The following is a 25,297-nucleotide window of genomic DNA, read 5'->3' as shown; positions in this document are numbered from 1 at the left end:
GATGATCAAGCTGCCAAAGCTTCGTTTCTGCGCCAGAAACGCGGAGTACCCACAAAGAGTTAGGGATTTTTATTTTTTAATTCATTGATAAATAATGGATTTATATAAACTCGCAGCGGTACAAGCAGATAATTCCGCGTTCCGGGGTATTAAGGGGTAGATGAACCTGCAAAGTGATGCCCGTCACAGAGGTTTCCGCAGCACGCCGCTGAGAAAATTGCAAAGTATGTTGTAACTAATGGCGACATAAAAAAAGCGCGGCTTTCACCGCGCAAGGATAATCAACATTTACTGAGTGTTATTGTTTTTTACGCCCGTATATCGCCCAGGTGATCACCACACAGGCGATATAGAACACAAGGAACACTTTCATCGCGCCTGCCGGTGAGCCGGTTAACGCCAGTGAAGTGCCGAATGCTTTAGGAATAAAGAAACCGCCAATCGCGCCAATTGCCGAGATAAAACCCAGCGCCGCGGCTGTCTCGGTGGCGGCTTCACGCATGGCTTCACTTTCTGTGCCACCGCTTTGTTGCACGCGTTCCATGGTTTTTTTCCGGAAAATCACCGAAATCATCTGGAATGTCGAACCACTGCCCAGCCCGGCGGTCAGGAACAGTACGAGGAAGACACAGAAGAATGCGGTGAAATTGCCCCCGGTGCCGCCGGATGGCAGCGTCAGGAACAGCAAGGCGCTGAAAATCGCCATCAGCACAAAGTTCACCAGCGTTACGCGAGTCCCGCCGAGACGGTCAGAAATCGCGCCGCCTGCGGAGCGAGCCAGCGCGCCCACCAGCGGGCCGAAGAAGGCGAAATGCAGGATTTGCACTTCCGGGAACTGAGTTTTCGACAGCATTGCAAAACCGGCAGAAAAGCCGATAAATGAGCCGAACGTTGCCAGATAGAGGAAGCTCATAATCCACAAGTGCGAACGTTTGAGCACCGGAAGTTGCGCGCTAAGCGAGGCTTTAGAGGTCGCCAGCTCATTCATCCCGAACCAGGCTGCCAGGGTAAACACCGCCAGTAACGGTACCCATATCCAGGCGGCGTTTTCGAGGTACAACAACGAACCATCAGGTTGTGCGACACCGGTACCGCCAAAGGCGGCAAAAATGGAGAAAGAGACCGCCAGCGGTGCGATCAACTGCATCACGCTCACACCAAGGTTGCCAAAGCCACCGTTAATACCGAGCGCGCCGCCCTGCTTCTGTTTTGGAAAAAAGAAGCTGATGTTCGCCATGCTGGAAGCAAAGTTCGCGCCGGCGAAACCACACAGCAGCGAGATAATGATAAACGTGCTAAACGGCGTGCTCAGATCCTGCACGGCAAAACCGAGCCACACACATGGAATGATTAAGATCCCGGTACTGAAAGCTGTCCAACGACGACCGCCGAATACTGGCACCATGAAGGAGTACGGGACACGTAGCAGTGCGCCGGAAACGGATGGCAACGCTGTCAGCATAAAGAGCTGGTCAGTGGTAAACTGAAAACCCACTTTCGGGAGATTGACGGCGACTGCGCTAAAAAGCATCCAGACGCAGAAAGCCAGAAGAAGACAAGGCACGGAGATCCACAAGTTGCGGCTCGCAATCTTATTGCCCTGCTGTTGCCAGAATGCCGGATCTTCAGGACGCCAGTCGGTAATAACCCGCGCTGACGAACTTTTTTCCGGGATGGTTGAGTGCTGCATATACACCTCTGCTGTTCGGTTTGATGCCTGCCACCTTAGTTTTTATAGCGGTAGTTAAGTTGATATAAATCAAAGGAAAAGCAGCCCATTTCGCGGGTGAAAAATCGCCATGCTCATTTATGAGTACCTTTTACCGGCAAAAAAGGTGTGGTTTTTCACGGTTCTGACCTTCCCTACTCAGATTGTTCCCACTCTTGTCGGCTCGCTGGCAATAAAGGGGTAATCCTTTAGAGGTATGGGTATACCCCAGGCGATGGCAGACAATAGCGCCATCCGCACCGCACGCGGCCGAGGAGCCTTAATCACCTATGCTAAAACGCCTTTTTTCACCGATCTCGCTGGTTAACCAACTGGCGTTGTTGATGCTGCTATCGACCGCCATCGGCGTGACGGGCATGGCGATCTCCGGCTGGCTGGTACAAGGCGTTCAGGGCAGCGCACATGCGATCAACAAAGCCGGTTCACTGCGTATGCAGAGCTACCGTCTGTTGTCCGCCATTCCGCTGCATGAAGACGAGCAATATTTGCTCGACGAAATGGAGTACACCGCATTCAGCCCGGAGCTGGCGCAGGCAGCACAGCGCGACGGCCAGCAAGCGCAGCTCGCGGCATTGCAAAACTACTGGCGCAGCGAAGTCGTACCGGCGATAAAACAGGCACAACAACCATCGCAAGCGGCGGAAATTATTGCGATTTTCGTTGGGCGAATCGACCGGCTGGTTACCTCGTTTGACCGCAGCACCGAACACCGTATTGAACAAGTGGTGGTGATGCACCGGCTCATGGCGATAGTGATGGGTCTGTTATTGCTGTTTGCCGTGGTCTGGCTGCGGGCGCGTCTACTCCGTCCGTGGCAGCAATTACTGAGCATGGCGCGTGCGGTCAGCCAGCGTGATTTTACCCAGCGCGCACGCATCAGCGGGCGCAACGAGATGGCGACGCTTGGCGAGGCGTTAAATAACATGTCAGCCGAGCTGGGCGAGAGCTACGCGATACTGGAACGCCGGGTACAGGAGAAAACCGCCGGGCTTGAGCAAAAGAACCAGATCCTGTCGTTTTTATGGCAGGCTAACCACCGGCTGCATTCGCGTATCCCGATGTGCGAGCGCCTGTCACCAGTGTTGAACGGTTTGCAGAATTTAACCCTGCTGCATGATATTGAGCTGCGGGTGTACGATCTGGAAGATGAGGAAAATCATCAGGATTTTACCTGCCAGTCGGATGCGAGCTGCGATGACAAAGGCTGCCATTTATGTCCGCGCAACGGTATTCTCACCGAATCCAGCGGGTTTGGCACCACGCTGAAATGGCGACTGGCGGATGCGCATATGCAATATGGTTTGCTGCTGGCAACGCTGCCGCCGGGCCGCCATTTAAGCCATGACCAGCAGCAACTGGTCGACACGCTGGTGGAACAACTCACCGCGACGCTGGCACTCGATCGCCATCAGGACAGGCAGCAACAGTTGATGGTCATGGAAGAGCGCGCCACCATCGCCCGCGAATTACACGACTCCATCGCGCAGTCCCTCTCCTGCATGAAGATGCAGGTGAGTTGCCTGCAAATGCAGGGCGACGCGCTGCCGGAAAACAGCCAGCAGTTGCTGGGGCAGATCCGCAACGAGCTGAATACCTCATGGGCGCAGCTGCGCGAGTTGCTGACCACGTTTCGTTTACAATTAACCGAACCAGGGCTGCGCCCGGCGCTGGAGTCCAGTTGCCAGGAGTACAGCGGTCGTTTCGGTTTCCAGGTACGTCTTGATTACCAGCTCCCGCCCCGGCTGGTCCCGGCGCATCAGGCGATTCACCTGTTACAGATAGCCCGCGAGGCGTTGAGCAATGCATTAAAACACTCCGGCGCAACCGCGGTCAGCGTCGCAGTGCAACAGCAGGAAAACCGGGTAATATTGCGCATCACCGACAATGGTTGCGGCATCCCGGTCAATGCTGAAAGGACGAACCATTATGGATTGATAATTATGCGTGACCGCGCGCAAAGCCTGCGCGGCGATTGCCAGGTTCGCCCCGGAGCATCCGGTGGTACCGAGGTCGTCGTGACGTTTATTCCAGAGACGTTTCTCTCATCCATGCAAGGAGATACCCATGAGTAATCAGGATCCGGCCACCATCCTCCTGATCGACGACCATCCAATGCTGCGAACCGGCGTGAAGCAGTTAATCAGCATGGCTCCCGACATCACCGTGGTCGGCGAAGCCAGCAACGGGGAACAAGGCATTGAACTGGCGGAATCGCTGGACCCGGATTTGATTTTGCTGGATCTCAACATGCCAGGCATGAACGGGCTGGAAACGCTGGATAAGCTGCGGGAAAAAACCCTGTCGGGCCGCGTTGTTGTCTTTAGCGTCTCCAACCATGAAGAAGACGTGGTAACCGCGTTAAAACGCGGCGCAGATGGCTACCTGCTGAAAGATATGGAGCCGGAAGATCTGCTGAAAGCGCTGCAACAAGCCGCGGCGGGCGAAATGGTGCTCAGCGAAGCGCTCACCCCGGTGCTGGCCGCCAGCCTGCGCGCCAACCGTGCCACCACTGACCGGGATATCACCCAGCTTACGCCTCGCGAACGCGATATTCTCAAGCTGATTGCCCAGGGGCTGCCGAACAAAATGATTGCCCGCCGCCTGGACATCACCGAAAGCACGGTTAAAGTGCACGTCAAACACATGCTGAAGAAAATGAAACTGAAATCCCGCGTTGAAGCCGCCGTTTGGGTGCACCAGGAACGTATTTTCTGACAGGTTACGGGTCTGGTAGCGTCCAGCCCGTATTACTGTTTTCCGCTGGCGGGATCACTGGCTCCGTCAGCTTCAGTTCGATAGTGTTCGATTCAACGCGCTGCCCTTTATCGTCTTCCACCAGTGCCGACAACGTCCAGCGGTTGGTGGCACCTTCTGCGCTATCCCAGCGCGGCATAATCAGTGTCCAGCCATCGCTGCTGCGCCCATTGGCTGGCGGCGTGAGGCTTAACGCCTGCGTATCGCCCTGCCAGGTTATCGAACGTACACCGTGCGTGCTGTTAATTTGCAGTTTCAGCGCCACCGTCTCACCCGGCTGCAAATCCCACGGCGGCGTGGCGAGAAATACCGATAACGTTTTACGCTGGCGATATTCGAAAACCGGGGCATTGTTGCGCGTCGGGCTGTCATAGCGGCTACCCCGTAGCGAACGGCTTTCTGCCACCTCGCTGGCAGAAAGCTGCTTCCACAGGGGTACACCAAAGCGATAATTCACTTTCAGCCCTAAATCGTTCTGACTAACTCCACTCTCCCCCTGGCGGTGTTCGGCGGTCAGCGTCACCAGCGGAACCGGCGTGTAATTCACCCCCAACTTCACCGCCACCGGGTTGTGATAGCCGGTACCGGTGTCAAACAGATCAACGCTGTTGCCGAAATATTGCTCGACGCTGACGCTGGTATTGAGCTGCTGATAAAACGGCAATCGCGCCTGCGCCGTAACATCGTAGCCCCGCGCCATACGCTGTTGCAGCGTGGCGGTCTGGTACTCCCAGCTGTTTACCGGCTGGTAGTAGTTTGCTGAAAAGCGTAAGTACTCGCCCCAGGCCTCAGCGCCCAGCCCGGCGCGACCAAGATTGTCATCAAGCAGATTATCGTAAAAGGTGTTGTAGCCGAGCAGCCAGTCGCCGGCGATCCAGCGCTGACCGACGCCAACATTTCCCACCAGCCCGGCATCCTGCTGCGTCAGTCCAAGCTGGCTCCAGCTGAGATAGCGATTATTATCCTGCAATGGCACAAACCAGTCGCCGTGGCTGCCGGTGAACCCGCCTTCATTATCCACTTTGAAATCCACGCTGGCGCTGCCCCACGGCGAAAGCCAGGACTCCACTTGCTGATTCACTTCATCACTGACGACATCGCGCAGTTGTCCGAAAGCAAACTGCCGAGCCTGCTCGCCGGTGGTCAGGCCGTTATCATTCATACTGGCTTCGCCGAACGCTTTCGCCATCTCTGCGAAATGCTTTTCCTGCGCACCATTTTCCGCGGCCATGCCAAGATCCGGCAAACCATCGCCGTCATTATCAAAGGGGTTTTCTGCTTGCTGTACGAAGCTATTCTGCCGGGCACTGGCGACGCCGCTTATCAGTGACAGCATCAGAAGTGTAAGGAGAGGATAATTCATACCGTCAAGTTTAACGGTTTTGCCAGGGCTTTACAGCCGCAGACAAAATACCAGGAAAAACCTTATCCCTGCGCTTCGCTGCAGCTACAGTTAATGCACCCCTTACCGGAGAGCTGACATGAACACTAAGCATAAAATTTTGTGTAGTGCGATCCTGTTTTATGCCTCGCAGGCCAGCGCCAGCGAGCTGTTTACCCTGCAATCTTCCGCATTTGCCGATAACGCCTTAATGGAGAAAAAATTCGCCGGTAACGCCAGCAATAACCCGAACTGTACCGGCGAAAATTATTCGCCGTCGCTGGTGTGGAACAACCCACCTGCCAATACGCAGAGTTACGCGCTGGTGGTACACGATCCCGAAGGCGCGACCGGGCTGGGCGTAACGCACCTGGTGGCTTATAACATCGCCCCGTCCAGCACGGGCTTTGCGCAAAACGATCTGCGTGATGGCAAAGGCTATACGGGCGGCAAGAACACACCGGGGAATTTGCGCTGGCATGGCCCGTGCCCGCCTCCGGGCAGCGGCGCGCATCATTACACCTTTACCCTGATCGCCACGTCGCTTAAACCAACGCTGCCCGAAGGGCTGACGCGCGAAGAGTTATTCGCAAAACTGAAAGGTCACACGCTTGCCGCCACCGGGCTTATCGGTCGCTTTGGTCAGTAATTGTTGTGACTGCCTTTCGCCCGTTGCGCCGGCGCAGTAGCATAAGCGCCACGAATCCTGTTTATCGAAGGAGTGAAGATGCAAAAGATCGTGATTATCGCCAATGGCGCGGCGTACGGCAGTGAGTCGCTGTTCAATAGCTTACGGCTGGCCATCGCGCTGCGTGAGCAGAGTAGCGACACTGAACTGCGGCTGTTTTTGATGTCCGACGCAGTAACCGCCGGGTTGCGCGGACAAAAACCCGCTGAGGGCTACAACATCCAGCAGATGCTGGAAATTCTGACGGCGCAAAATGTACCGGTGAAACTGTGTAAAACCTGCACCGACGGGCGCGGCATCACCGCGTTGCCGCTGATTGACGGTGTGGAGATCGGCACGCTGGTGGAGCTGGCGCAGTGGACGCTGGCGGCCGACAAAGTATTAACGTTTTAATATTGCGGCGAGTTTAATATTTTTTTCTTATGGGTGGCGTTACGTCATCAAGTTTGCCTGCTGTGTTGCCGATAGCCCTTTAAGACAACACAGCAGGTACTATAACTATGTTCAGATCGATTAAGTCCCGTATTATTGCAGCAACGGCGGGGTGTCTCGCCGGCGCTTTGCTGCTTAACACCATCATTAACTATCAGGTAACCAGCCAGCACAGCCAACAAACCCAGCAGGATATTCTCTCCAGCACCAGCGCCAGTCACAGTATTGCGATTGCCGACTGGGTCGCCAGCAAAATGAACATGATTGCCTCTTTGCAAAGCGTGGCGTTAACCGACGATCCCGTGCCGGTTTTCACGCAGATCGCACGCGCCGGTGGGTTTATCAACGTTTATGTCGGTTACGCCACGAAAACGGCGAAATTCTCCGATCCGGGCGGCGTACCGGCGGATTACGACCCGACAATCCGTCCGTGGTATCAGCAAGTGGTAAAAGCCGACGCGCCTGTCGTCACTGCGCCTTATGTTGACGCCAGCACCGGTGCGCTGGTGGTAACCTTCGCCGTCCCGGTCAAAGAGAACGGTACGTTAAAAGCCGTGGTCGCAGGCGACGTCTCGATGGATAGCGTCGTGGCTAACGTGCGCGGTATCAGCCCAACACCGAACAGCACCGGCATGTTGCTGGCAAGCGATGGTTCTGTAATTGCCGCCGCCAACGACAAACTGACCATGAAGCCCTTCAGTGAGGCGATTGGCGGGGTCAGCTTCGAACAGTTACGGGCTGGAAAACGGGTGGAAGGTGTGTATGCCGGCGAAGATAAAGCACTGCTGGCAAGCCCGGTCAAAGGCACCAACTGGCTGCTGGCGGTGGCGCTTGACAGCGCTGATTCTACCGCCGGGTTGCGCGCGCAACTGAAAGCCTCTGCGCTGTCGCTGATTGTGCTGGTGCTGATTGCCGGTACATTGATGCATTGGATTGTCGCCACCCTGCTTAAACGCCTCTTGACGGTGCGCGATGCCATGAACGCGATCAGCAGCGGCACCAACGATCTCTCGCAGCGCTTACCGGTGGATGGTCATGACGAGGTGTCACAAATAGCGCATGCCTTTAACGCCTTCAGCGACAAGCTTTCCGTAGTGATGATTAAACTGCGCGATTCCAGCAATTCGGTACAAGTGGCCGCGCAACAGATTGCCGCCGGCAACCAGGATCTCTCCGGGCGAACCGAACAAGCGGCCTCCAGCCTGCGCGAAACGGCCAGTGCGGTCGAGCAAATCACCGCATCGGTGGCGCAGTCTACCGACGCCGCAGCACAGGCCAACGATCAGGCGCATGTGGCTTCGCAAGCGGCGTCGCGCGGCGGTCAGGTAGTAACGCAAGCGATCAATACGATGCAGTCGATTGAAGTGGCTTCGGCAAAAATCGGCGATATCACCAGCGTGATTGACGGCATTGCTTTCCAGACCAATATCCTGGCGCTCAACGCCTCGGTTGAAGCTGCCCGTGCGGGTGAACAGGGTCGCGGTTTCGCGGTGGTCGCCGGTGAGGTGCGCAATCTGGCAAGCCGCAGTGCACAAGCGGCGAAAGAGATCAAAACGCTGATCGACTCCACCACCGAAAGCGTGGCGACCGGTTCGCGCTTTGTCCGCCTCGCGGGCGACAGCATGACGGATATTGTTGCCAGCATCGACAGTGTGTCGGTGATCATGCGTGAAATTTCCGTCGCCACCAGCGAGCAGATGAAAGGCATTCAGGAAATTAACCATGCGGTGCTAGATCTTGACCGCATGGTGCAGCAAAACGCGGAACTGGTGGTTGAATCGACCGCCGCCGCAGGCGCGCTGCGCTCGCAGGCGACGGAGCTTGCTGAAACTGCCGGTCATTTCCGCATTTAATTTTTTATCGGCGCGTTTTAACCACGGTTTTACGCGCCGTCTTCTTTCCCTGCCGAATAATGTAATTTTTGTTTAATCGTTACGTCATTATTTGATCAAAATCAGCATTCGAACCCCTTCCGTTTGGTGTTATGCACTGAGTGAATTGTGAACAAAGTCACGCACGGGGATCCTTCCCGCACGGATCGCGTTGTTAAAAAACTACGGGGTTAAAAATGGCGGTGGTAAAAGCAAGTCTGAAGTTGTTTGGTGGGGATACAGTAGTTGTTCGTTGTTCCGAAAGTTGTCACATTCATTTGATGAGCGAGAAGAGCCGAACGCCGAACGCTCAAACGGATATTCTGAGTGTACAGAATCGCGCAAGTGCCTATCTGGCTGTGCCATACAGCGGCGTCTGGAGTGTGCTGATCGACAGCCACAGCCAGTCGCTGGAGCACTCGATCAGCTACGTCGCCGCTTAACGGTTACGGTTAGCAGGCAAAACCAGGCTGCATCTCCGGGCCTGGTTTTTCTCCCTCCAGCAGCAAACGCACTTTCCCTACCAGATCGTTCAGGCAATCATCCTGCATACCGAGCTTCATCAGCTCCTGTTCCAGTGAAAACAGATACTGCGCATTCGTACCGAGCGGGCCGCTGGCGGCGGCAATCAACGGGGCGATGGTCTGCGCACGCGTATCGGATTCATACAGCGGATGGCGCGGATCCATAATAAACACCAGCGCATTTACCGTGCGGCCATCATCAAGCGCCAGTTTGCACCAGCTTGGCATGTAACAGCCGGTGATCATTTCGCGTTTCCACAGCAGCGTCAGCTCATCATGCAGGGTGTCGTCGGATAAACGGTACGCCACACCCGTGGTACGCCCGCCCTCTTTAAGCGCCAGCATGCGTCCAGGCTGGCAGGCGGTGCCGCGACCAGCGGTTAAGCGCAGACAAAACGCGCGGTGCCACCCTGTCAGCGTACCGGTGCAGGATTCGTTAAACTCCAGCGCCGGGTTCCACATCAGCGAACCATAACCAAAAATCCACACCGGGCCATCATCCGGCCGACATGCCAGCGTCGCCGCAAGCGATGCCGCGCGCTGTTCCGCCGACCAAAGTAACGATTCGTCAATATCGCCGAATGCCGTTTTGCAATCTGCTGTTCGCAAAAAATCACGCGTTAACATCTTCTACCTCCGCCACTGCCTGCTTCCGTGCGACTGCTCAACTGCTGCCTTCCCGGCATATGCTGCTTTAAGCGCAGCTTACTACGACCTTATGCAATTCACAGGCCGCTGGCAATAGCGTCAATCCATCGAATAGAGCTATAAATGGCGAAAAGTAATTATTTCAGTGCGTTACTTCTTTTTATGCCATTTGTCATCGTCACCTTTCTGGTAATCGTTTTTTACTGCCGCCCAGGCCACGCGGTGCGCCGTCTCCTCGCGGCTGGCATCCCCTTTGCGATCGTCTTTGTCCTTATATTGCTCCCAGGCGCTGTTAAACGCCTCTTTATAAATTTCCTGCGCATGCGCCGGCAGGACATGTTGCACGCTCTCTGGCAGATCGGACTTCGCTTTATACGGCATTTCACGCTCCTTTGGGCTTAAAGAAGTAAGTCTGGACGACAAATAGCGGGCACGCCAGAAAAAGTAACAGATTGCCAGATAACCACACCCATATCACTGTAATATAAATAAAAATTAAATGAGAGCGTGCATTTTATTTAGTTGATAACAAAACGAAGCGCTGAGGGTAAAACTACGTAAAAAAGCCCAGCAAAACAGTGATTTTTGTTATTTTATGACCCGTTCTTTTTCTATCTATAATTCGCAAACACCTGCACTGTGATGGAGCATCATAATGACAACAACGCACGAGGCGGTGAAAACCCGCCACAAGGAGACATCCCTTATTTTCCCGGTGCTGGCGCTGGCAGTGCTGCTTTTCTGGGGAGGTTCGCAGTCACTACCAGCGGTTATCGGCATTAATTTATTAGCACTGGTTGGTATCTTATCCAGCGCGTTTAGCGTGGTACGCCATGCCGACGTGCTTGCCCACCGGCTTGGCGAGCCCTATGGTTCACTGATCCTCAGCCTGTCGGTGGTTATCCTCGAAGTCAGCCTGATTTCCGCATTGATGGCCACCGGCGACGCCGCGCCAACGCTTATGCGTGACACACTCTATTCCATCATCATGATTGTCACTGGCGGTCTGGTGGGCTTTTCGCTGCTGCTGGGCGGGCGTAAGTTCGCCACGCAATATATGAATCTGTTTGGCATTAAACAGTATCTGATAGCGCTGTTTCCGCTGGCGATTATCGTGCTGGTGTTTCCGATGGCACTGCCGCAGGCCAATTTTACAATTGGTCAGTCGCTGCTGGTGGCGTTGATCTCAGCGGCTATGTACGGCGTATTTTTGCTTATCCAGACCAAAACGCACCAGAGCTTGTTCGTCTATGAACATGAAGACGAAGGCGATGATGACGATCCGCACCACGGCAAACCTTCCGCGCACGGAAATCTGTGGCACACGCTGTGGCTGATTATCCATCTGGTTGCGGTCATTGCCGTGACGAAAATGAATGCGACGCCGCTGGAAGCGCTGCTGACAGAAATGAATGCGCCGGTGGCATTTACCGGTTTCCTGGTGGCGCTGTTGATCCTCTCTCCGGAGGGTTTAGGGGCGTTAAAAGCGGTGCTGAATAATCAGGTACAGCGCGCAATGAACCTGTTCTTTGGCTCGGTACTGGCAACGATTTCCCTCACCGTCCCGGTTGTGACGCTGATTGCGTGGCTAACCGGTAATGACCTGGTGTTCGGCCTGGGCGCGCCGGAAATGATTGTCATGGTCGCTTCGCTGCTGCTGTGCCAAATCTCGTTCTCTACCGGGCGAACCAACGTGCTTAATGGCGCGGCGCACCTGGCGCTGTTCGCAGCCTATCTGATGACGATATTTGCCTGACAGGCAGAAACAAAAAACCCCGCACTCGCGGGGTTTTTTATGCTTACTCGGTATCGAGTTCGTCGAAGCTTTTCACCAGATCGTCAATCGCTTTGATCTGTTTTAAGAACGGCTCCAGCTTATCCAGCGGCAGCGCGGACGGGCCGTCGCATTTTGCGTTATCCGGATCCGGGTGCGCTTCAATAAACAGCCCTGCCAGACCGGTTGCCATCCCGGCACGTGCCAGTTCAGTAACCTGAGCACGACGACCGCCAGACGCCGCGCCGAACGGGTCGCGGCACTGCAACGCGTGGGTGACATCGAAAATCACCGGCGAGTTGTTGGAGACTTTCTTCATTACGCCGAAGCCCAGCATGTCGACTACCAGGTTGTCATAGCCGAAGTTCGCGCCGCGATCGCAGAGGATCACTTTATCGTTGCCGCCTTCGTGGAATTTATCCACGATATTGCCCATCTGGCCCGGGCTGACAAACTGCGGTTTTTTCACGTTGATGACCGCGCCCGTTTTCGCCATCGCTTCAACCAGATCGGTCTGACGCGCGAGGAACGCAGGCAACTGGATCACATCCACCACATCAGCCACCGGCTGCGCCTGCGACGCTTCGTGCACGTCGGTGATCACTTTCACGCCAAAGGTCTGTTTCAGTTCCTGGAAGATTTTCATCCCCTCTTCCAGACCCGGTCCACGGTAGGACTTGATGGAAGAACGGTTGGCTTTATCAAAAGAGGCTTTGAACACGTACGGGATACCCAGTTTCTGGGTCACGGTGACGTAGTGTTCGCAAATGCGCATTGCCAAATCGCGGGATTCCAGCACGTTCATACCACCAAACAGTACAAACGGCAGGTCGTTCGCGACGTTAATGTCGCCAATGCTGACCACTTTTTGTTTCATAAAATCGCCTTATCGAGTGTGAATCGGAACAAATCTTTAATGCAGGGTAATCTGCTTGTGCGCAATCGAATTGATTTGCGCGCGGATCATTTCACTTATCGGATCCTCAGGACACTGCTCTACAAAGTAGTTCAAATCATTCAGCGCCACATGGTCACAATCCAGCTGCGCATAAATCAGACCGCGATCGCGGATTTCATACGGATCTTCGGGATTGAACTGCAACAGCGCTTCACTGGCGCGCAACGCCAGTTCCATCTGCTGCTCTTCCATCAGCGCCGACTTCAAGGTATCCAGTAATTTGCGGATCACTTCGGCGTTGTCGGCCTCATCGAGATCTTCGTTAAACAGCTCGGCCACCGGGCTGATATTGCCTTTCAGCCACACTTCCAGCGTGTGTTCATCCAGCGTGTCGCCGTTAAACGGGTTGATCAGCCACATTTCCCCATCCAGCCATTCGGCACGCAGGATGAGCTGAGTCGGGAAAATCACCGGCGTCAGGGGAATATCCAGCTGACCGGCGACCCACAGTAAAATCGCGCCCAGCGATACCGCGCTACCCTGACGGTTTTGCAGCACTTTATCCAGCCACAGCGCGTCAGATAAACGGTACACGCCACGCGTATCTTTAAAACCCCATTCGCCGTAAAACAGCTCAACGAGTTTTTCCAGTTGCCAGTCCTGAGGCTTTGCCTGACCTATCTCCTCACGTGCCAGACTGAGCAACCGCTCCAGTTCGTCTTGCACATATTGCGAAGGAAAGTCATCGCGAATCAGCTCGGAAACAAGGATCATCCCGTCGCATAACGGCGCTTTGTTAAATTCGAAATCAGCTAACGATCTCATGTCTTACCCCAGTATCGGTACTTTTGTGGCGGCGAGTTTAATGATGATGTACAGCACCACCAGCCCCAGCAAGAAAGCGATAAAACCTGTTTGCTGGCTGCGCGGGCGATGTCGCCCCAGCGCAATAAAACCCAAAACGATGTAGATGATAACGCCAAACAGCTTTTCAGTCAGCCATGCGCCTTTAACCGTAAATGGCAAATAGCCTGTCACCCACATCAAACCCGCGCCGCTCAGCAGCAGCACAGTATCCACCGTGTGCGGCACCACCCGCACCCAGCGGGCGTTAATACGCGGATCGCCCGACCAACGCCACCAGTAGCGTAAAACAAACAGGCTAACGGTGAGCGCCACAGAGGTCAAATGCAATGTAATCAGCAGTTTAAAAGCATTCATTGCCCGTTACTCCTGTAAAGGCCATTGCCCCAGCGTCAGGCGTTCGTTATCACCGTAATCCCGGCACGTTGCCACGTGCTGCCAGCCGTAATGTTCGAAGATAGCGCGAACATCTGCGCCCTGTTGCCAGCCGTGTTCCAGCAGCAGCCAGCCGCCGGGTAACACATGCTGGCGGGCAGCATCAATGATGGTGTGTAAATCCGCCAGTCCGTTGTTGGCCGCCACCAGCGCACTGAGCGGTTCAAAACGCACATCGCCCTGCACAAGATGCGGATCATGCTCATCAATGTAAGGCGGATTGCTGACAATCATGGCAAATTGCTGCCCTTCAAGCGCGCTGAACCAGCGGCTTTGCAGGATTTCAATATTGGTGATGTTCAGATGTGCGGCGTTACGTTGTGCCAGCGCCACCGCATCCGGGATCAGATCGACCGCTGTGACATTGCAATCCGGGCGCTCGCTCGCCAGCGCCAGCGCGATGGCGCCAGTGCCGGTGCCTAAATCGAGAATGCGACACGGTGAGGAAGGAAGGCGCGCCAGCGCCTGCTCTACCAGGCACTCGGTGTCGGGGCGCGGAATAAGGGTTGCCGGCGAGACAAACAGCGGCAGTGACCAGAACTCCCGTACGCCAATCAGATGCGCCACCGGCTCGCCATTCACACGACGAGCCAGTAACGTCGCCAGCTGTTGCTGCTGTCCGCCGTCAAGCAAGGTTTCCCCAAACGCGAGAATGAACGTTCGCGATTTGCCAGTGACAAAGCCCAATAAGATCTCCGCGTCGCGGCGCGGGCTTTCGCTCGCGGCCAGCTCACTTATCGCCTGGCGCAACCACTGTTGATAATCCATTAGTCCTGCTCGGAGAGCGCCGCCAGCTGGTCGGCCTGATATTCCTGCACAATCGGTTCGATCAGCATATCCAGCTTGCCTTCCATCACTTCGTCAAGGCGGTACAGCGTGACGTTGATACGGTGATCGGTCACACGGCCCTGCGGAAAGTTATAGGTGCGGTTACGGTCGCTGCGATCGCCGCTGCCCAGCAGGTTACGCCGTGTTGAGGCTTCTGCCTGCTGGCGTTTCGCGGCTTCTGCGGCGTGGATGCGCGCGCCGAGCACTGACAAGGCTTTCGCTTTGTTTTTATGCTGCGAGCGTTCATCCTGGCACTCGACCACAATCCCGGTCGGCAGGTGGGTAATACGGATTGCGGAATCGGTGGTGTTAACGTGCTGACCGCCCGCGCCGGAAGAGCGGAAGGTATCAATACGCAGATCGGCCGGGTTGATATCCGGCATTTCGGCTTCCGGCAGCTCCGGCATCACGGCCACGGTGCAGGCAGACGTATGAATACGGCCCTGCGATTCCGTCGCCGGAACGCGCTGGACGCGATGTCCGCCGGATTCAAATTTCAGACGTCCGTAAACGCCCTCGCCGCTAATTTTTGCGATCACTTCTTTAAAACCGCCGTGCTCACCTTCGTTGGCGCTCATGATCTCGACGCGCCAGCGGCGGGATTCGGCATAACGGCTGTACATACGGAACAAATCGCCAGCAAACAGCGCAGCTTCGTCGCCCCCGGTTCCGGCGCGAACTTCGACAAACGCGTTACGTTCATCATCAGGATCTTTTGGCAGCAGCAACAGCTGCAATTGCTGCTCAAGTTGCTCGCCTTTTTCTTTCGCGTCACGCAGTTCATCCTGCGCCAGGTCGCGCATTTCCGGGTCGTCGAGCATCATCTGCGCGGTTTCGATATCTTCCTGAACCTGTTGCCAGTCAGTAAAACAGCGCGACACATCGCTCAGTTGTGCGTATTCGCGCGACAGCGCACGGAATTTATCCTGGTCGGCGATGGTTTGGGCGTCTCCGAGCAGCGCCTGAACTTCTTCATGGCGCTCATGCAGGGCTTCCAGTTTGGCAACGATAGAAGGCTTCATAGGCGTAAATGCACCTTTTAATAATAAGAGAGTGTTGTGCTAATCCAGCCCGAGGCTGTTGCGCAGAATATGCAGGCGCTCATCGTCCCCGTCACGGGCGGCCTGCTGAAGAGATTTGGTTGGGGCGTGGATAAGGCGGTTGGTCAGTTTCCACGCCAGATCTTGCATGATAGCTTGCGGATCGCCGCCCTGCTCCAGCGCGGCAAGCGCTTTGGCAGTCAGTTCATCGCGTGCCGTTTCAGACTGGCTGCGGTATTCGCGAATGGTCTCGCTGGCGCTTTGCGCACGCAGCCAGGCCATAAATTCACTGGTTTCCTGGGCGACGATGGTTTCCGCCTGCACCGCCGCGGCTTTACGCTGCGCCAGGTTGTGCTGAATAATACTTTGCAGATCGTCGACGCTATAAAGATAGGCGTTCGCCACTTTGCCCACTTCCGGCTCGACATCGCGCGGCACGGCGATATCCACCAGCAAAACAGGCTGATTACGCCGCGCTTTCATCGCACGTTCCATCATTCCTTTACCAATAATTGGCAGCGGGCTGGCGGTGGAACTGATCACGATATCAGCATCTTTCAGGCGCTCATCAATATCGCTTAAAGCAATGACTTCCGCACCGACTTCATCCGCCAGCACCTGCGCGCGTTCACGCGTACGGTTGGCGATGATCATTTTCTGCACTTTATGCTCGCGCAGGTGGCGCGCAACCAGCTCAATGGTTTCGCCTGCGCCCACTAACAGCACGGTCACCGACGCAAGGGATTCGAAGATTTGCCGCGCCAGCGTACAGGCGGCGAAAGCGACCGATACCGCACTGGCGCCAATATCGGTTTCCGTGCGCACACGCTTGGCGACGGAGAATGATTTCTGGAACATACGCTCCAGATCGCTGGCGTTGTCATGACCACGCCGGGAATCGGCAAAGGCCTTTTTCACCTGGCCTAAGATTTGCGGCTCGCCGAGAACCAACGAATCCAGCCCGCTCGCCACACGCATTAAATGGCTGACGGCGTCATTATCCTGGTGCCAGTAGAGGCTCTGGCGCACTTCGTCTTCACGCAAATGGTGATAATCACACAGCCAGCGCACCAGCGCTTCTTGCAGGTTGTCCCGCTCTTCAACGCTCAGATAGAGCTCGGTACGGTTGCAGGTTGACAGCACCACACCGCCTTGCACCATCGGCTGTGACAGCAGGCTTTCTAACGCCTGGTCAAGCGTTTCCGGCGAAAATGCAATGCGTTCTCGCAACGAAACGGGAGCCGTTTTGTGATTGATGCCAAGTGCTAAAAGGGTCATGAGCGCGGGAATAGTACCAACGTTGATAAGGTTAGACTGTACGCATCATACAGGATGAGTGAGGTCAATAAAAGAGACACTACCCTTTCGGAGTAATTGGTAATTTAATGATTTAAGACAACTTGAACGTAGACGCTGTTTCAGAGCGGCGCTAGCATTAAGCGTAATACTGCAACCTCGCAAGGATTTCCCCTCGTTATGACTCTGCCAGACTTCCGTTTTATTCGCCTGCTGCCGCTGGCAAGCCTCGTGTTAACCGCTTGTACGCTCAATGCACCAAAAGGGCCGGGACAAAGCCCGGATTCGCCACAGTGGCGCGAACATCAGCAACAGGTGCGCAGCTTAAATCAGTATCAAACGCGCGGCGCATTCGCTTATATCTCTGACGAGCAAAAAGTGTATGCCCGTTTTTTCTGGCAGCAAACCGGCCAGGATCGCTATCGTCTGTTGCTGACCAACCCACTGGGCAGCACCGAACTGGAACTGAACGCCCAGCCGGGTAACGTGCAACTGGTGGACAACAAAGGCAAACGGTATACCGCCGATGATGCCGAAGAGATGATTGGCAAACTGACCGGCATGCCGATCCCACTTAATAGCCTGCGCCAGTGGATCCTTGGTCTGCCAGGCGATGCCACCGATTATAAGCTCGATGCGCAATACCGCCTGAGCGAGCTGAATTACAGCCAGGGCGGCAAAAACTGGAAAGTGGTGTATGGCGGGTATGACAACAGCCAGCCCTCCCTGCCAGCCAATATGGAGCTGAGCGACGGCAAACAGCGCATCAAGCTGAAAATGGACAACTGGATTGCCAAATGACGACGTGGCCCGCTCCGGCGAAACTCAACCTGTTTTTATACATTACCGGCCAGCGCGCCGATGGCTACCACACGCTGCAAACCCTGTTTCAGTTTCTTGATTATGGCGACACGCTGAGCATTGAACCGCGCCGCGATGGAGAGATCCGCCTGCTAACACCGGTCGAAGGCGTGCCGGACGAAGAGAATCTGATTGTACGCGCCGCACGTCTGCTCATGCAGCGCGCGGCACAAAGTGGTCGTCTGCCTGCGGGTAGCGGCGCAGAGATCGCTATCGACAAACGCCTGCCGATGGGCGGCGGGCTCGGCGGCGGGTCGTCGAATGCTGCCACCGTGCTGGTCGCCCTCAACCATCTGTGGGGCTGTAAGCTGAGCGTCGATGAGTTAGCCGAACTCGGCCTGCGACTGGGTGCCGATGTGCCGGTGTTTGTCCGCGGTCACGCGGCTTTCGCCGAAGGGATTGGCGAAATCCTCACCCCGGTCAATCCGCCGGAAAAATGGTATCTGGTGGCGCACCCTGGCGTCAGCATTCCCACGCCGGTAATTTTCAAAGATCCCGAGCTGCCGAGAAATACGCCGCAAAGGTCAATTGATACGTTATTAAAATGTGAATTCGGCAACGATTGCGAGGTTATCGCAAGAAAACGTTTTCGCGAGGTTGATGCCGCGCTTTCCTGGCTGTTAGAATACGCGCCGTCGCGCCTGACTGGCACAGGAGCCTGTGTCTTTTCCGAATTTGACACCGAATCCGCCGCTCGTCAGGTGCTTGAGCAAGCCCCGGAATGGCTGCACGGTTTTGTCGCGCGAGGCGTCAACCTCTCGCCGCTAGCGCAGACCATCGCCGGGCAAGCTGAGCTCCGGTGACAACGTCACACCTGTTCCAGACGTTGCATCGCGCTCTTTAATACACCGCATGGATAGAATTCAGCCCTGACCGCACATTTTGGCCGATTCAATCCACCACTGGACGCATGCCTGAGGTTCTTCTCGTGCCTGATATGAAGCTTTTTGCTGGTAACGCTACCCCGGAACTAGCACAACGTATTGCCAACCGCCTGTACACTTCTCTCGGCGACGCCGCCGTAGGTCGCTTTAGCGACGGCGAAGTCAGCGTACAAATCAATGAAAATGTACGCGGTGGTGATATTTTCATCATCCAGTCCACTTGTGCCCCTACCAACGACAACCTGATGGAATTGGTTGTGATGGTTGATGCCCTGCGCCGTGCTTCCGCAGGTCGTATCACCGCGGTCATTCCTTACTTTGGCTATGCCCGTCAGGATCGCCGCGTGCGCTCCGCCCGTGTACCGATTACCGCAAAAGTGGTTGCCGATTTCCTCTCAAGCGTCGGCGTTGACCGTGTACTGACCGTTGACCTGCATGCTGAACAGATTCAGGGCTTCTTCGATGTACCGGTAGATAACGTATTCGGTAGCCCAATCCTGCTTGAAGATATGCTGCAACTGAATCTGGACAACCCGATTGTGGTTTCCCCGGATATCGGTGGCGTCGTTCGCGCCCGTGCGATTGCCAAGCTGCTGAACGATACCGATATGGCGATCATTGATAAACGCCGTCCGCGCGCGAACGTCTCCCAGGTGATGCACATCATCGGTGACGTGGCAAACCGCGACTGCGTCCTGGTTGACGACATGATCGATACCGGCGGTACGCTGTGTAAAGCAGCAGAAGCGCTGAAAGAGCGTGGTGCGAAACGCGTGTTCGCCTATGCCACTCACCCGATTTTCTCCGGTAATGCGGTAAATAACCTGCGCAACTCTGTGATCGACGAAGTGGTTGTCTGCGACACCATTCCGCTGAGCGATGAGATCAAAGCGCTGCCGAACGTACGTACGCTGACGCTGTCTGGCATGCTGGCTGAAGCCATCCGTCGTATCAGTAACGAAGAATCGATTTCCGCCATGTTCGAACATTAATCGTTGCTGTATAAAAAACCCGCTCAGGCGGGTTTTTTTAGCTTTAAATATTATTTGTATGATTTATTAATTAGTTATCGAATAATTTCCAGGGGACGCCAGACCATTGTGAACAGATTGTTCTCACCTCATGTCATGCCTTTTCGCGCGCTAATCGACGCGTGCTGGAAAGAAAAATACACCACTGCCCGTTTCACCCGCGATCTGATTGCCGGGATAACGGTTGGTATTATCGCTATCCCGCTGGCGATGGCGCTGGCGATCGGCAGTGGCGTGGCACCGCAATACGGGCTTTATACATCGGCGGTTGCCGGGATTGTTATCGCCCTGAGTGGCGGTTCGCGCTACAGCGTTTCCGGTCCGACTGCCGCCTTCGTGGTGATCCTGTACCCGGTTTCGCAGCAGTTTGGTCTGTCGGGCCTGCTGGTAGCGACGCTGATGTCCGGTGTGTTTCTGATCCTCTTCGGGCTGGCGCGCTTTGGTCGGTTAATTGAATACATTCCGCTTTCTGTGACGCTCGGTTTCACTTCCGGGATCGGCATTACCATCGCCACCATGCAGATAAAAGATTTTCTCGGCCTGCAAATGCCGCATGTGCCGGAACACTATCTGCAAAAAGTCGGCGCGCTGGTGATGGCACTGCCGACAGTCAATCCGGGTGATGCGGCGATTGGTATTGTCACCCTCGCCACGCTGGTGCTGTGGCCGCGCCTGCGTTTACGTCTGCCGGGGCATCTGCCCGCGCTGCTGGCGGGCTGCGCGGTGATGCTGGTGGTCAATCTGCTCGGCGGTCACGTCGCGACCATCGGTTCACAATTTCACTACATACTGGCAGATGGTTCGCAGGGCAACGGCATCCCGCAGCTGCTGCCGCAACTGGTGCTGCCGTGGGATCTGCCAGGTTCTGAATTTACCCTGAGCTGGGATTCGCTGCGCGCGTTGCTGCCTGCGGCATTTTCTATGGCAATGCTTGGTGCTATCGAATCGCTGCTGTGCGCTGTCGTGCTGGACGGTATGACCGGCACCAAACATAAAGCCAACAGCGAGCTGATTGGTCAGGGGCTGGGTAATATCGCCGCACCGTTCTTCGGTGGGATCACCGCGACCGCAGCGATTGCCCGTTCGGCGGCCAACGTCCGCGCCGGAGCCACTTCGCCCATTTCGGCGGTGGTTCACTCACTGTTAGTGATCATGGCGTTACTGGCGCTGGCTCCCCTGCTCTCCTGGCTGCCGCTGTCTGCCATGGCGGCGCTGTTGCTGATGGTGGCGTGGAATATGAGTGAAGCGCACAAAGTGATCGATCTGCTGCGCCGCGCGCCGGTGGATGACATTGTGGTGATGCTGATTTGCATGTCACTGACCGTGTTGTTCGATATGGTGATCGCCATCAGCGTAGGGATTGTGCTCGCGTCGCTGCTGTTTATGCGCCGTATTGCGCGGATGACTCACTTGTCCGTGGTAAACGTCAGCGTACCGGATGATGTGCTGGTGCTACGCGTGATCGGCCCGCTGTTCTTTGCTGCTGCAGAAAGTGTGTTCAGCGATCTGGAAACCCGTATCGCCGGGAAGCGCATTGTGGTGCTGAAATGGGATGCGGTGCCGGTGCTGGATGCAGGCGGGCTGGATGCTTTCCGTCGCTTCGTCAACCGCCTGCCGCAGGGTACTGAACTGCGCGTCAGCAACCTTGAGTTCCAGCCGCTGCGCACGCTGGCGCGCGCGGGTATACAGCCAATCCCTGGCCGTCTGTCGTTCTTCCCTAACCGTGATGCGGCCTTAGCCGACCTGTAATCATGATGCGCGGCGGCGCATCATCACCTCAATCGCCCGTTGTAGCCATTGCAGCACGTCGGGCGTCATCCAGGTTCCCTTCATCAGATGCGGCTCCTGTTGCATCGCCCTGCGGAATTTTTGCTGCGTTTGCGGATCGGTTCCGGCATAAGACTGGAACAGCTCCAGCCAGTTAGCGGCCAGCGCCTGCGCTTCGTCAGACTCTGGATCTACTGCCTGACGTTGAGCGGTATGCAGTTTCGCCACCAGCGGCGGCCACTCCATCATGCGGTCAAAATAGTGCGCCCGGGTAAACGCCATCTCTTGCGCAGACAAATAACGCTGCCAGATAGCGAGCTTGCTTTCCGCAAAACTGTGGGTAATAAAATCGACCGCTTCCTGCGTAATGCCTGTTTGCTCACGCATTTGGGGCTCCACGCGGTGCATCTCATTTAAGCGGGTCAGAAACTCCGGTTTGTTGGCAGTATCCTGCTCCAGCCGCGTCATCCAGCGGGTTGCCAGCTCCATCGCGCGCGGATCATCCACCGGGCACTTCTGCGCTAAAAGGGTTTGCACTTCGCTCACCATTTGCGCCCAGAATCGTTCGCGAGCCTCATCGCGCGAGGCAAACGGTAATTCCTGTAACTCTTGCGGACTAAACCAACGATCGTACATTTTTATTAACTCCAGGGTCTGTAGCCAGGACTCCAGATCGGGCTCCACGCCGCTGGCGAGACCATCACGCAACACCGCAAGCTGTTCGCGCAGAGTGACAATATTGTGCATTTGCTTGTCGAGCAGCATGATTTGGTCATCCAGTAATTCCGCCAGCGGACGCGTTTCCCGCGCCAGATAATCCCCGATTGCCGCCAGTTCCATACCCGCTTTCGCCAGCGCCTGAATCATATGCAGGCGTTTGACATCCGCGAGCGCATAAAGCCGGTATCCGGCGGCGCTTCGGGCAGAAGGCAACAGCAAACCGATTTGCTCGTAGTGGTGCAACGTACGCACACTGATCCCCGCACGTCGCGCTAACTCCCCCACCTGAATCAACATAGCTGCTCCTTTCTCGCCCACAGACTGGACTATCGGGCCTCACGTTACGTGAGGGTCAAGAAAAAAGCCAAAAAAAACGGCTCCCGCAGGAACCGTTATCGAAACTGACTTTTTAACTATGATGTTGCCGGTCCCTGCGGCAGCGTTTGTCATAATGACGCACCCACCAGTACTTATCGCACACCTGCTCATGACCACTTACGCGGGCGCCAGCGAGCCAGAGAACGGCGCCGAGGAAGATGCTCAGCACAGCGCCATGGGCAAAAAACTGCGGCAGGTTAAGTTGCGGCAACTGGTTTAAAATGGAATAACCAACGCCGACAACCATCACGACCAACCCCAACCCCATAAGCACATTACCGAGCAACGAAGCGTTTTTGCGTTTCATCTGTCACCTCCGGAACGACGGGTTGGATGGGATAACCCCAATCCTTGTGTGTAAAGTATAGACAGCCACCCTTTTAGCGGTTGCGGGCACGATCACAATTACACATCTATGACTAACACAAATTTACAAATAACCTACTGAACTACATGAAATTCGAATGGTTGATGTGAGCAATCATTATCATTTTTCGCGTTTCGCCGGGAGAATTTTGTCTTCGCGTCCCGCACAACGTAAACTACGCGCCGGACATTGATCTGGTCAGGAATAAAAAGTGACGATTAAACTGATTGTCGGGCTGGCGAACCCCGGCGCTGAATACGCCGCGACGCGCCATAACGCGGGCGCCTGGTATGTTGATTTGTTGGCGGAGAGAGCCCGCGCGCCGCTGCGCGACGAACCGAAGTTTTTCGGCTATACCTCGCGCATCAATCTGGCGGGTGAAGACGTGCGTCTGCTGGTTCCCACGACATTTATGAACCTGAGCGGTAAGGCGGTCGCGGCAATGGCGACGTTTTATCGCATCAACCCGGACGAAATACTCGTCGCCCACGATGAGCTGGATCTGCCGCCAGGCGTGGCGAAATTTAAACTGGGGGGCGGCCACGGTGGCCATAATGGTCTGAAAGATATCATCAGTAAACTGGGCAATAACCCCAATTTTCACCGTTTACGCGTTGGAATTGGTCATCCGGGTGATAAAAACAAGGTTGTCGGTTTTGTGCTGGGCAAACCACCGGTTTCCGAACAGAAACTGATTGACGAAGCCGTAGACGAAGCGGCGCGTTGTACCGAGATCTGGCTGAAAGACGGTTTAACCAAAGCCACCAATCGCCTGCACGCCTTTAAGCCGCAGTAAGCGGGTTGCGCGGCATTTTTGCCGCGCGTAACAGCGGTTACGTGTATAATAGCCAAAGTTATTCACTTTTCTACAATCTGTTTTTCGCAACAGGTTGATTATCAAGATATTAAGGTAATTACATCATGGGATTCAAATGCGGTATCGTTGGCCTGCCCAACGTAGGTAAATCCACCCTGTTCAATGCGCTCACCAAAGCAGGTATTGAAGCGGCTAACTTCCCGTTCTGTACTATTGAGCCGAACACCGGTGTCGTACCGATGCCCGATCCGCGTCTGGATAAACTCGCGGAAATCGTGAAACCGCAGCGTATTCTGCCGACCACCATGGAATTCGTCGACATCGCAGGTCTGGTAAAAGGCGCGTCCAAAGGCGAAGGTTTGGGCAACCAGTTTTTGACCAACATTCGCGAAACGGAAGCCATCGGCCACGTGGTGCGCTGTTTTGAGAACGACAATATCATCCACGTTGCGGGCAAAGTGAACCCGGCCGAAGATATTGACGTGATCAACACCGAGCTGGCGCTTTCTGACCTGGATACCTGCGAACGCGCTATCCATCGCGTGTCCAAAAAAGCGAAAGGCGGCGACAAAGATGCGAAAGTTGAGCTGGCCGCGCTGGAAAAATGCCTGCCGCAGCTGGAAAACGCCGGTATGCTGCGCGCGCTGGATCTGAGCAAAGAAGAGAAAGAAGCGATTCGTTACCTGAGCTTCCTGACACTGAAGCCGACCATGTATATCGCTAACGTGAACGAAGACGGCTTTGAAAATAACCCTTACCTTGACCAGGTTCGCGCTATCGCTGAGCAAGAAGGCTCCGTCGTGGTGCCGGTTTGTGCCGCCGTTGAAGCAGATATCGCCGAGCTGGACGATGAAGAGCGTGACGAGTTCATGGCCGAACTGGGTCTGGAAGAGCCGGGGCTGAACCGCGTGATCCGCGCAGGTTACGCCCTGCTGAACCTGCAAACTTACTTCACCGCCGGCGTGAAAGAAGTGCGTGCATGGACTATCCCGGTTGGCGCAACCGCGCCACAGGCGGCGGGTAAAATCCATACCGACTTCGAAAAAGGCTTTATTCGTGCGCAGACCATCGCGTATGAAGATTTCATCGCTTACAAAGGTGAGCAAGGCGCGAAAGAAGCCGGCAAGATGCGTGCAGAAGGCAAAGAGTACATCGTGAAAGATGGCGATGTGATGAACTTCCTGTTCAACGTCTAAATAAGTTTTGTTGTCTCATGAGATGTCAGAATATCTCATGAAGCTCACAAAACTCTCTAAAATCCACGCGCTTGCGTGGATTTTTTATTCCACATTGTCTCATGTGATCTCATG

General features: G+C 55.3%; 25 protein-coding genes. 13 read left to right on the top strand and 12 right to left on the bottom strand.

The window, feature by feature from the left end; genetic code table 11:
* Positions 1-298: 298 nt before the first annotated feature.
* A complete protein-coding gene (locus tag RT644_RS16235; protein WP_016495823.1) occupies positions 299-1,690 on the bottom strand; it encodes a NarK family nitrate/nitrite MFS transporter in 1,392 nt (463 codons plus the stop codon).
* A 308-nt stretch (positions 1,691-1,998) separates the two neighbouring features.
* Here RT644_RS16235 and narX point away from each other — a divergent pair, with 308 nt between their 5' ends.
* Together narX and narL are read left to right on the top strand one after the other, a co-directional pair.
* On the top strand, positions 1,999-3,801 hold the full coding sequence (narX, locus tag RT644_RS16230; RefSeq protein WP_016495821.1) for a nitrate/nitrite two-component system sensor histidine kinase NarX: 1,803 nt from the start codon (positions 1,999-2,001) through the stop codon (positions 3,799-3,801).
* Positions 3,794-4,444, top strand: coding sequence for a two-component system response regulator NarL (narL, locus tag RT644_RS16225; RefSeq protein WP_016495820.1), 651 nt, complete (start codon positions 3,794-3,796; stop codon positions 4,442-4,444). Before narX ends, narL begins: the two co-directional genes overlap by 8 nt.
* Before the next feature lie 4 nt (positions 4,445-4,448).
* Here the strand turns inward: narL and RT644_RS16220 are convergent, their stop codons facing one another.
* Positions 4,449-5,819: a YchO/YchP family invasin gene (locus RT644_RS16220; RefSeq protein WP_016495819.1), complete on the bottom strand. Its 1,371-nt coding sequence runs from the start codon at positions 5,817-5,819 to the stop codon at positions 4,449-4,451.
* Positions 5,820-5,964: 145 nt separating this feature from the next.
* On the opposite strand from RT644_RS16220, the gene RT644_RS16215 reads away from it, so the two are divergent.
* The 4 genes from RT644_RS16215 (at position 5,965) to RT644_RS16200 (ending at position 9,298) form a co-directional block, all read left to right on the top strand.
* Positions 5,965-6,513, top strand: a complete 549-nt coding sequence (locus tag RT644_RS16215; protein WP_097405885.1) for a YbhB/YbcL family Raf kinase inhibitor-like protein — start codon at positions 5,965-5,967, stop codon at positions 6,511-6,513.
* Positions 6,514-6,591: 78 nt separating this feature from the next.
* Complete coding sequence (locus tag RT644_RS16210) at positions 6,592-6,945, top strand: DsrE/DsrF/TusD sulfur relay family protein (protein ID WP_016495817.1); 354 nt, start codon at positions 6,592-6,594, stop codon at positions 6,943-6,945.
* Positions 6,946-7,052: 107 nt separating this feature from the next.
* Positions 7,053-8,837, top strand: a complete 1,785-nt coding sequence (locus RT644_RS16205; protein WP_045513506.1) for a methyl-accepting chemotaxis protein — start codon at positions 7,053-7,055, stop codon at positions 8,835-8,837.
* Positions 8,838-9,052: 215 nt separating this feature from the next.
* Positions 9,053-9,298 (top strand): DUF1883 domain-containing protein, encoded by a 246-nt coding sequence (locus RT644_RS16200; RefSeq protein ID WP_016495815.1) that lies wholly within the window; start codon positions 9,053-9,055, stop codon positions 9,296-9,298.
* Between the two features lie 9 nt (positions 9,299-9,307).
* Here the strand turns inward: RT644_RS16200 and RT644_RS16195 are convergent, their stop codons facing one another.
* Both RT644_RS16195 and chaB read right to left on the bottom strand, forming a co-directional pair.
* Positions 9,308-10,006, bottom strand: coding sequence for a gamma-glutamylcyclotransferase (locus RT644_RS16195; RefSeq protein ID WP_313627287.1), 699 nt, complete (start codon positions 10,004-10,006; stop codon positions 9,308-9,310).
* Positions 10,007-10,177: 171 nt separating this feature from the next.
* On the bottom strand, positions 10,178-10,408 hold the full coding sequence (gene chaB / locus RT644_RS16190; protein ID WP_016495813.1) for a putative cation transport regulator ChaB: 231 nt from the start codon (positions 10,406-10,408) through the stop codon (positions 10,178-10,180).
* Between the two features lie 274 nt (positions 10,409-10,682).
* On the opposite strand from chaB, the gene chaA reads away from it, so the two are divergent.
* The gene (gene chaA, locus RT644_RS16185; RefSeq protein ID WP_016495812.1) at positions 10,683-11,783 is read left to right on the top strand and encodes a sodium-potassium/proton antiporter ChaA; all 1,101 of its coding nucleotides are present in this window, start codon (positions 10,683-10,685) and stop codon (positions 11,781-11,783) included.
* Positions 11,784-11,826: 43 nt separating this feature from the next.
* Here chaA and kdsA read toward each other — a convergent pair whose 3' ends face one another.
* From kdsA to hemA, 6 genes are read right to left on the bottom strand one after another with little or no spacing between them, the layout of a single operon-like run.
* On the bottom strand, positions 11,827-12,678 hold the full coding sequence (gene kdsA, locus RT644_RS16180) for a 3-deoxy-8-phosphooctulonate synthase (protein WP_016495811.1): 852 nt from the start codon (positions 12,676-12,678) through the stop codon (positions 11,827-11,829).
* Between the two features lie 36 nt (positions 12,679-12,714).
* Complete coding sequence (gene sirB1, locus RT644_RS16175; protein WP_016495810.1) at positions 12,715-13,524, bottom strand: invasion regulator SirB1; 810 nt, start codon at positions 13,522-13,524, stop codon at positions 12,715-12,717.
* A 3-nt stretch (positions 13,525-13,527) separates the two neighbouring features.
* On the bottom strand, positions 13,528-13,920 hold the full coding sequence (gene sirB2 / locus RT644_RS16170) for an invasion regulator SirB2 (RefSeq protein WP_016495809.1): 393 nt from the start codon (positions 13,918-13,920) through the stop codon (positions 13,528-13,530).
* A gap of 6 nt (positions 13,921-13,926) precedes the next feature.
* Positions 13,927-14,766: a peptide chain release factor N(5)-glutamine methyltransferase gene (gene prmC / locus RT644_RS16165; protein ID WP_313627286.1), complete on the bottom strand. Its 840-nt coding sequence runs from the start codon at positions 14,764-14,766 to the stop codon at positions 13,927-13,929.
* Positions 14,766-15,848: a peptide chain release factor 1 gene (gene prfA, locus RT644_RS16160; protein ID WP_016495807.1), complete on the bottom strand. Its 1,083-nt coding sequence runs from the start codon at positions 15,846-15,848 to the stop codon at positions 14,766-14,768. The genes prmC and prfA overlap by 1 nt, the downstream gene beginning before the upstream one ends.
* Positions 15,849-15,887: 39 nt before the next feature.
* Positions 15,888-17,144 (bottom strand): glutamyl-tRNA reductase, encoded by a 1,257-nt coding sequence (gene hemA, locus RT644_RS16155; RefSeq protein WP_045513513.1) that lies wholly within the window; start codon positions 17,142-17,144, stop codon positions 15,888-15,890.
* A 198-nt stretch (positions 17,145-17,342) separates the two neighbouring features.
* Here hemA and lolB point away from each other — a divergent pair, with 198 nt between their 5' ends.
* The 4 genes from lolB (at position 17,343) to dauA (ending at position 21,687) form a co-directional block, all read left to right on the top strand.
* Positions 17,343-17,963 carry a lipoprotein insertase outer membrane protein LolB gene (gene lolB / locus RT644_RS16150; RefSeq protein ID WP_016495805.1) on the top strand — a complete coding sequence of 207 codons (621 nt, stop codon included), beginning with the start codon at positions 17,343-17,345 and terminating at the stop codon, positions 17,961-17,963.
* Positions 17,960-18,826: a 4-(cytidine 5'-diphospho)-2-C-methyl-D-erythritol kinase gene (ispE, locus tag RT644_RS16145; protein ID WP_313627285.1), complete on the top strand. Its 867-nt coding sequence runs from the start codon at positions 17,960-17,962 to the stop codon at positions 18,824-18,826. The genes lolB and ispE overlap by 4 nt, the downstream gene beginning before the upstream one ends.
* A gap of 125 nt (positions 18,827-18,951) precedes the next feature.
* Positions 18,952-19,899 carry a ribose-phosphate diphosphokinase gene (gene prs / locus RT644_RS16140; protein ID WP_017457137.1) on the top strand — a complete coding sequence of 316 codons (948 nt, stop codon included), beginning with the start codon at positions 18,952-18,954 and terminating at the stop codon, positions 19,897-19,899.
* A 108-nt stretch (positions 19,900-20,007) separates the two neighbouring features.
* Positions 20,008-21,687, top strand: coding sequence for a C4-dicarboxylic acid transporter DauA (gene dauA, locus RT644_RS16135; protein WP_313627284.1), 1,680 nt, complete (start codon positions 20,008-20,010; stop codon positions 21,685-21,687).
* On the opposite strand, the gene RT644_RS16130 is transcribed toward dauA, so the two are convergent.
* Together RT644_RS16130 and ychH are read right to left on the bottom strand one after the other, a co-directional pair.
* Complete coding sequence (locus tag RT644_RS16130) at positions 21,688-22,722, bottom strand: MerR family transcriptional regulator (RefSeq protein ID WP_313627283.1); 1,035 nt, start codon at positions 22,720-22,722, stop codon at positions 21,688-21,690.
* A 112-nt stretch (positions 22,723-22,834) separates the two neighbouring features.
* Entirely contained in the window at positions 22,835-23,110 is a 276-nt protein-coding gene (gene ychH, locus RT644_RS16125; RefSeq protein ID WP_016495800.1) for a stress-induced protein YchH, read from the bottom strand.
* A gap of 271 nt (positions 23,111-23,381) precedes the next feature.
* On the opposite strand from ychH, the gene pth reads away from it, so the two are divergent.
* Both pth and ychF read left to right on the top strand, forming a co-directional pair.
* Complete coding sequence (gene pth, locus RT644_RS16120; protein WP_313627282.1) at positions 23,382-23,966, top strand: aminoacyl-tRNA hydrolase; 585 nt, start codon at positions 23,382-23,384, stop codon at positions 23,964-23,966.
* A 125-nt stretch (positions 23,967-24,091) separates the two neighbouring features.
* Complete coding sequence (gene ychF / locus RT644_RS16115) at positions 24,092-25,183, top strand: redox-regulated ATPase YchF (RefSeq protein ID WP_016495799.1); 1,092 nt, start codon at positions 24,092-24,094, stop codon at positions 25,181-25,183.
* The last annotated feature ends 114 nt before the right edge of the window (positions 25,184-25,297 follow it).

Source organism: Kosakonia sp., from assembly GCF_032104925.1.
In the GTDB taxonomy this organism is placed as follows: domain Bacteria; phylum Pseudomonadota; class Gammaproteobacteria; order Enterobacterales; family Enterobacteriaceae; genus Kosakonia.
This window is presented reverse-complemented; position numbering and strand designations above follow the sequence as displayed.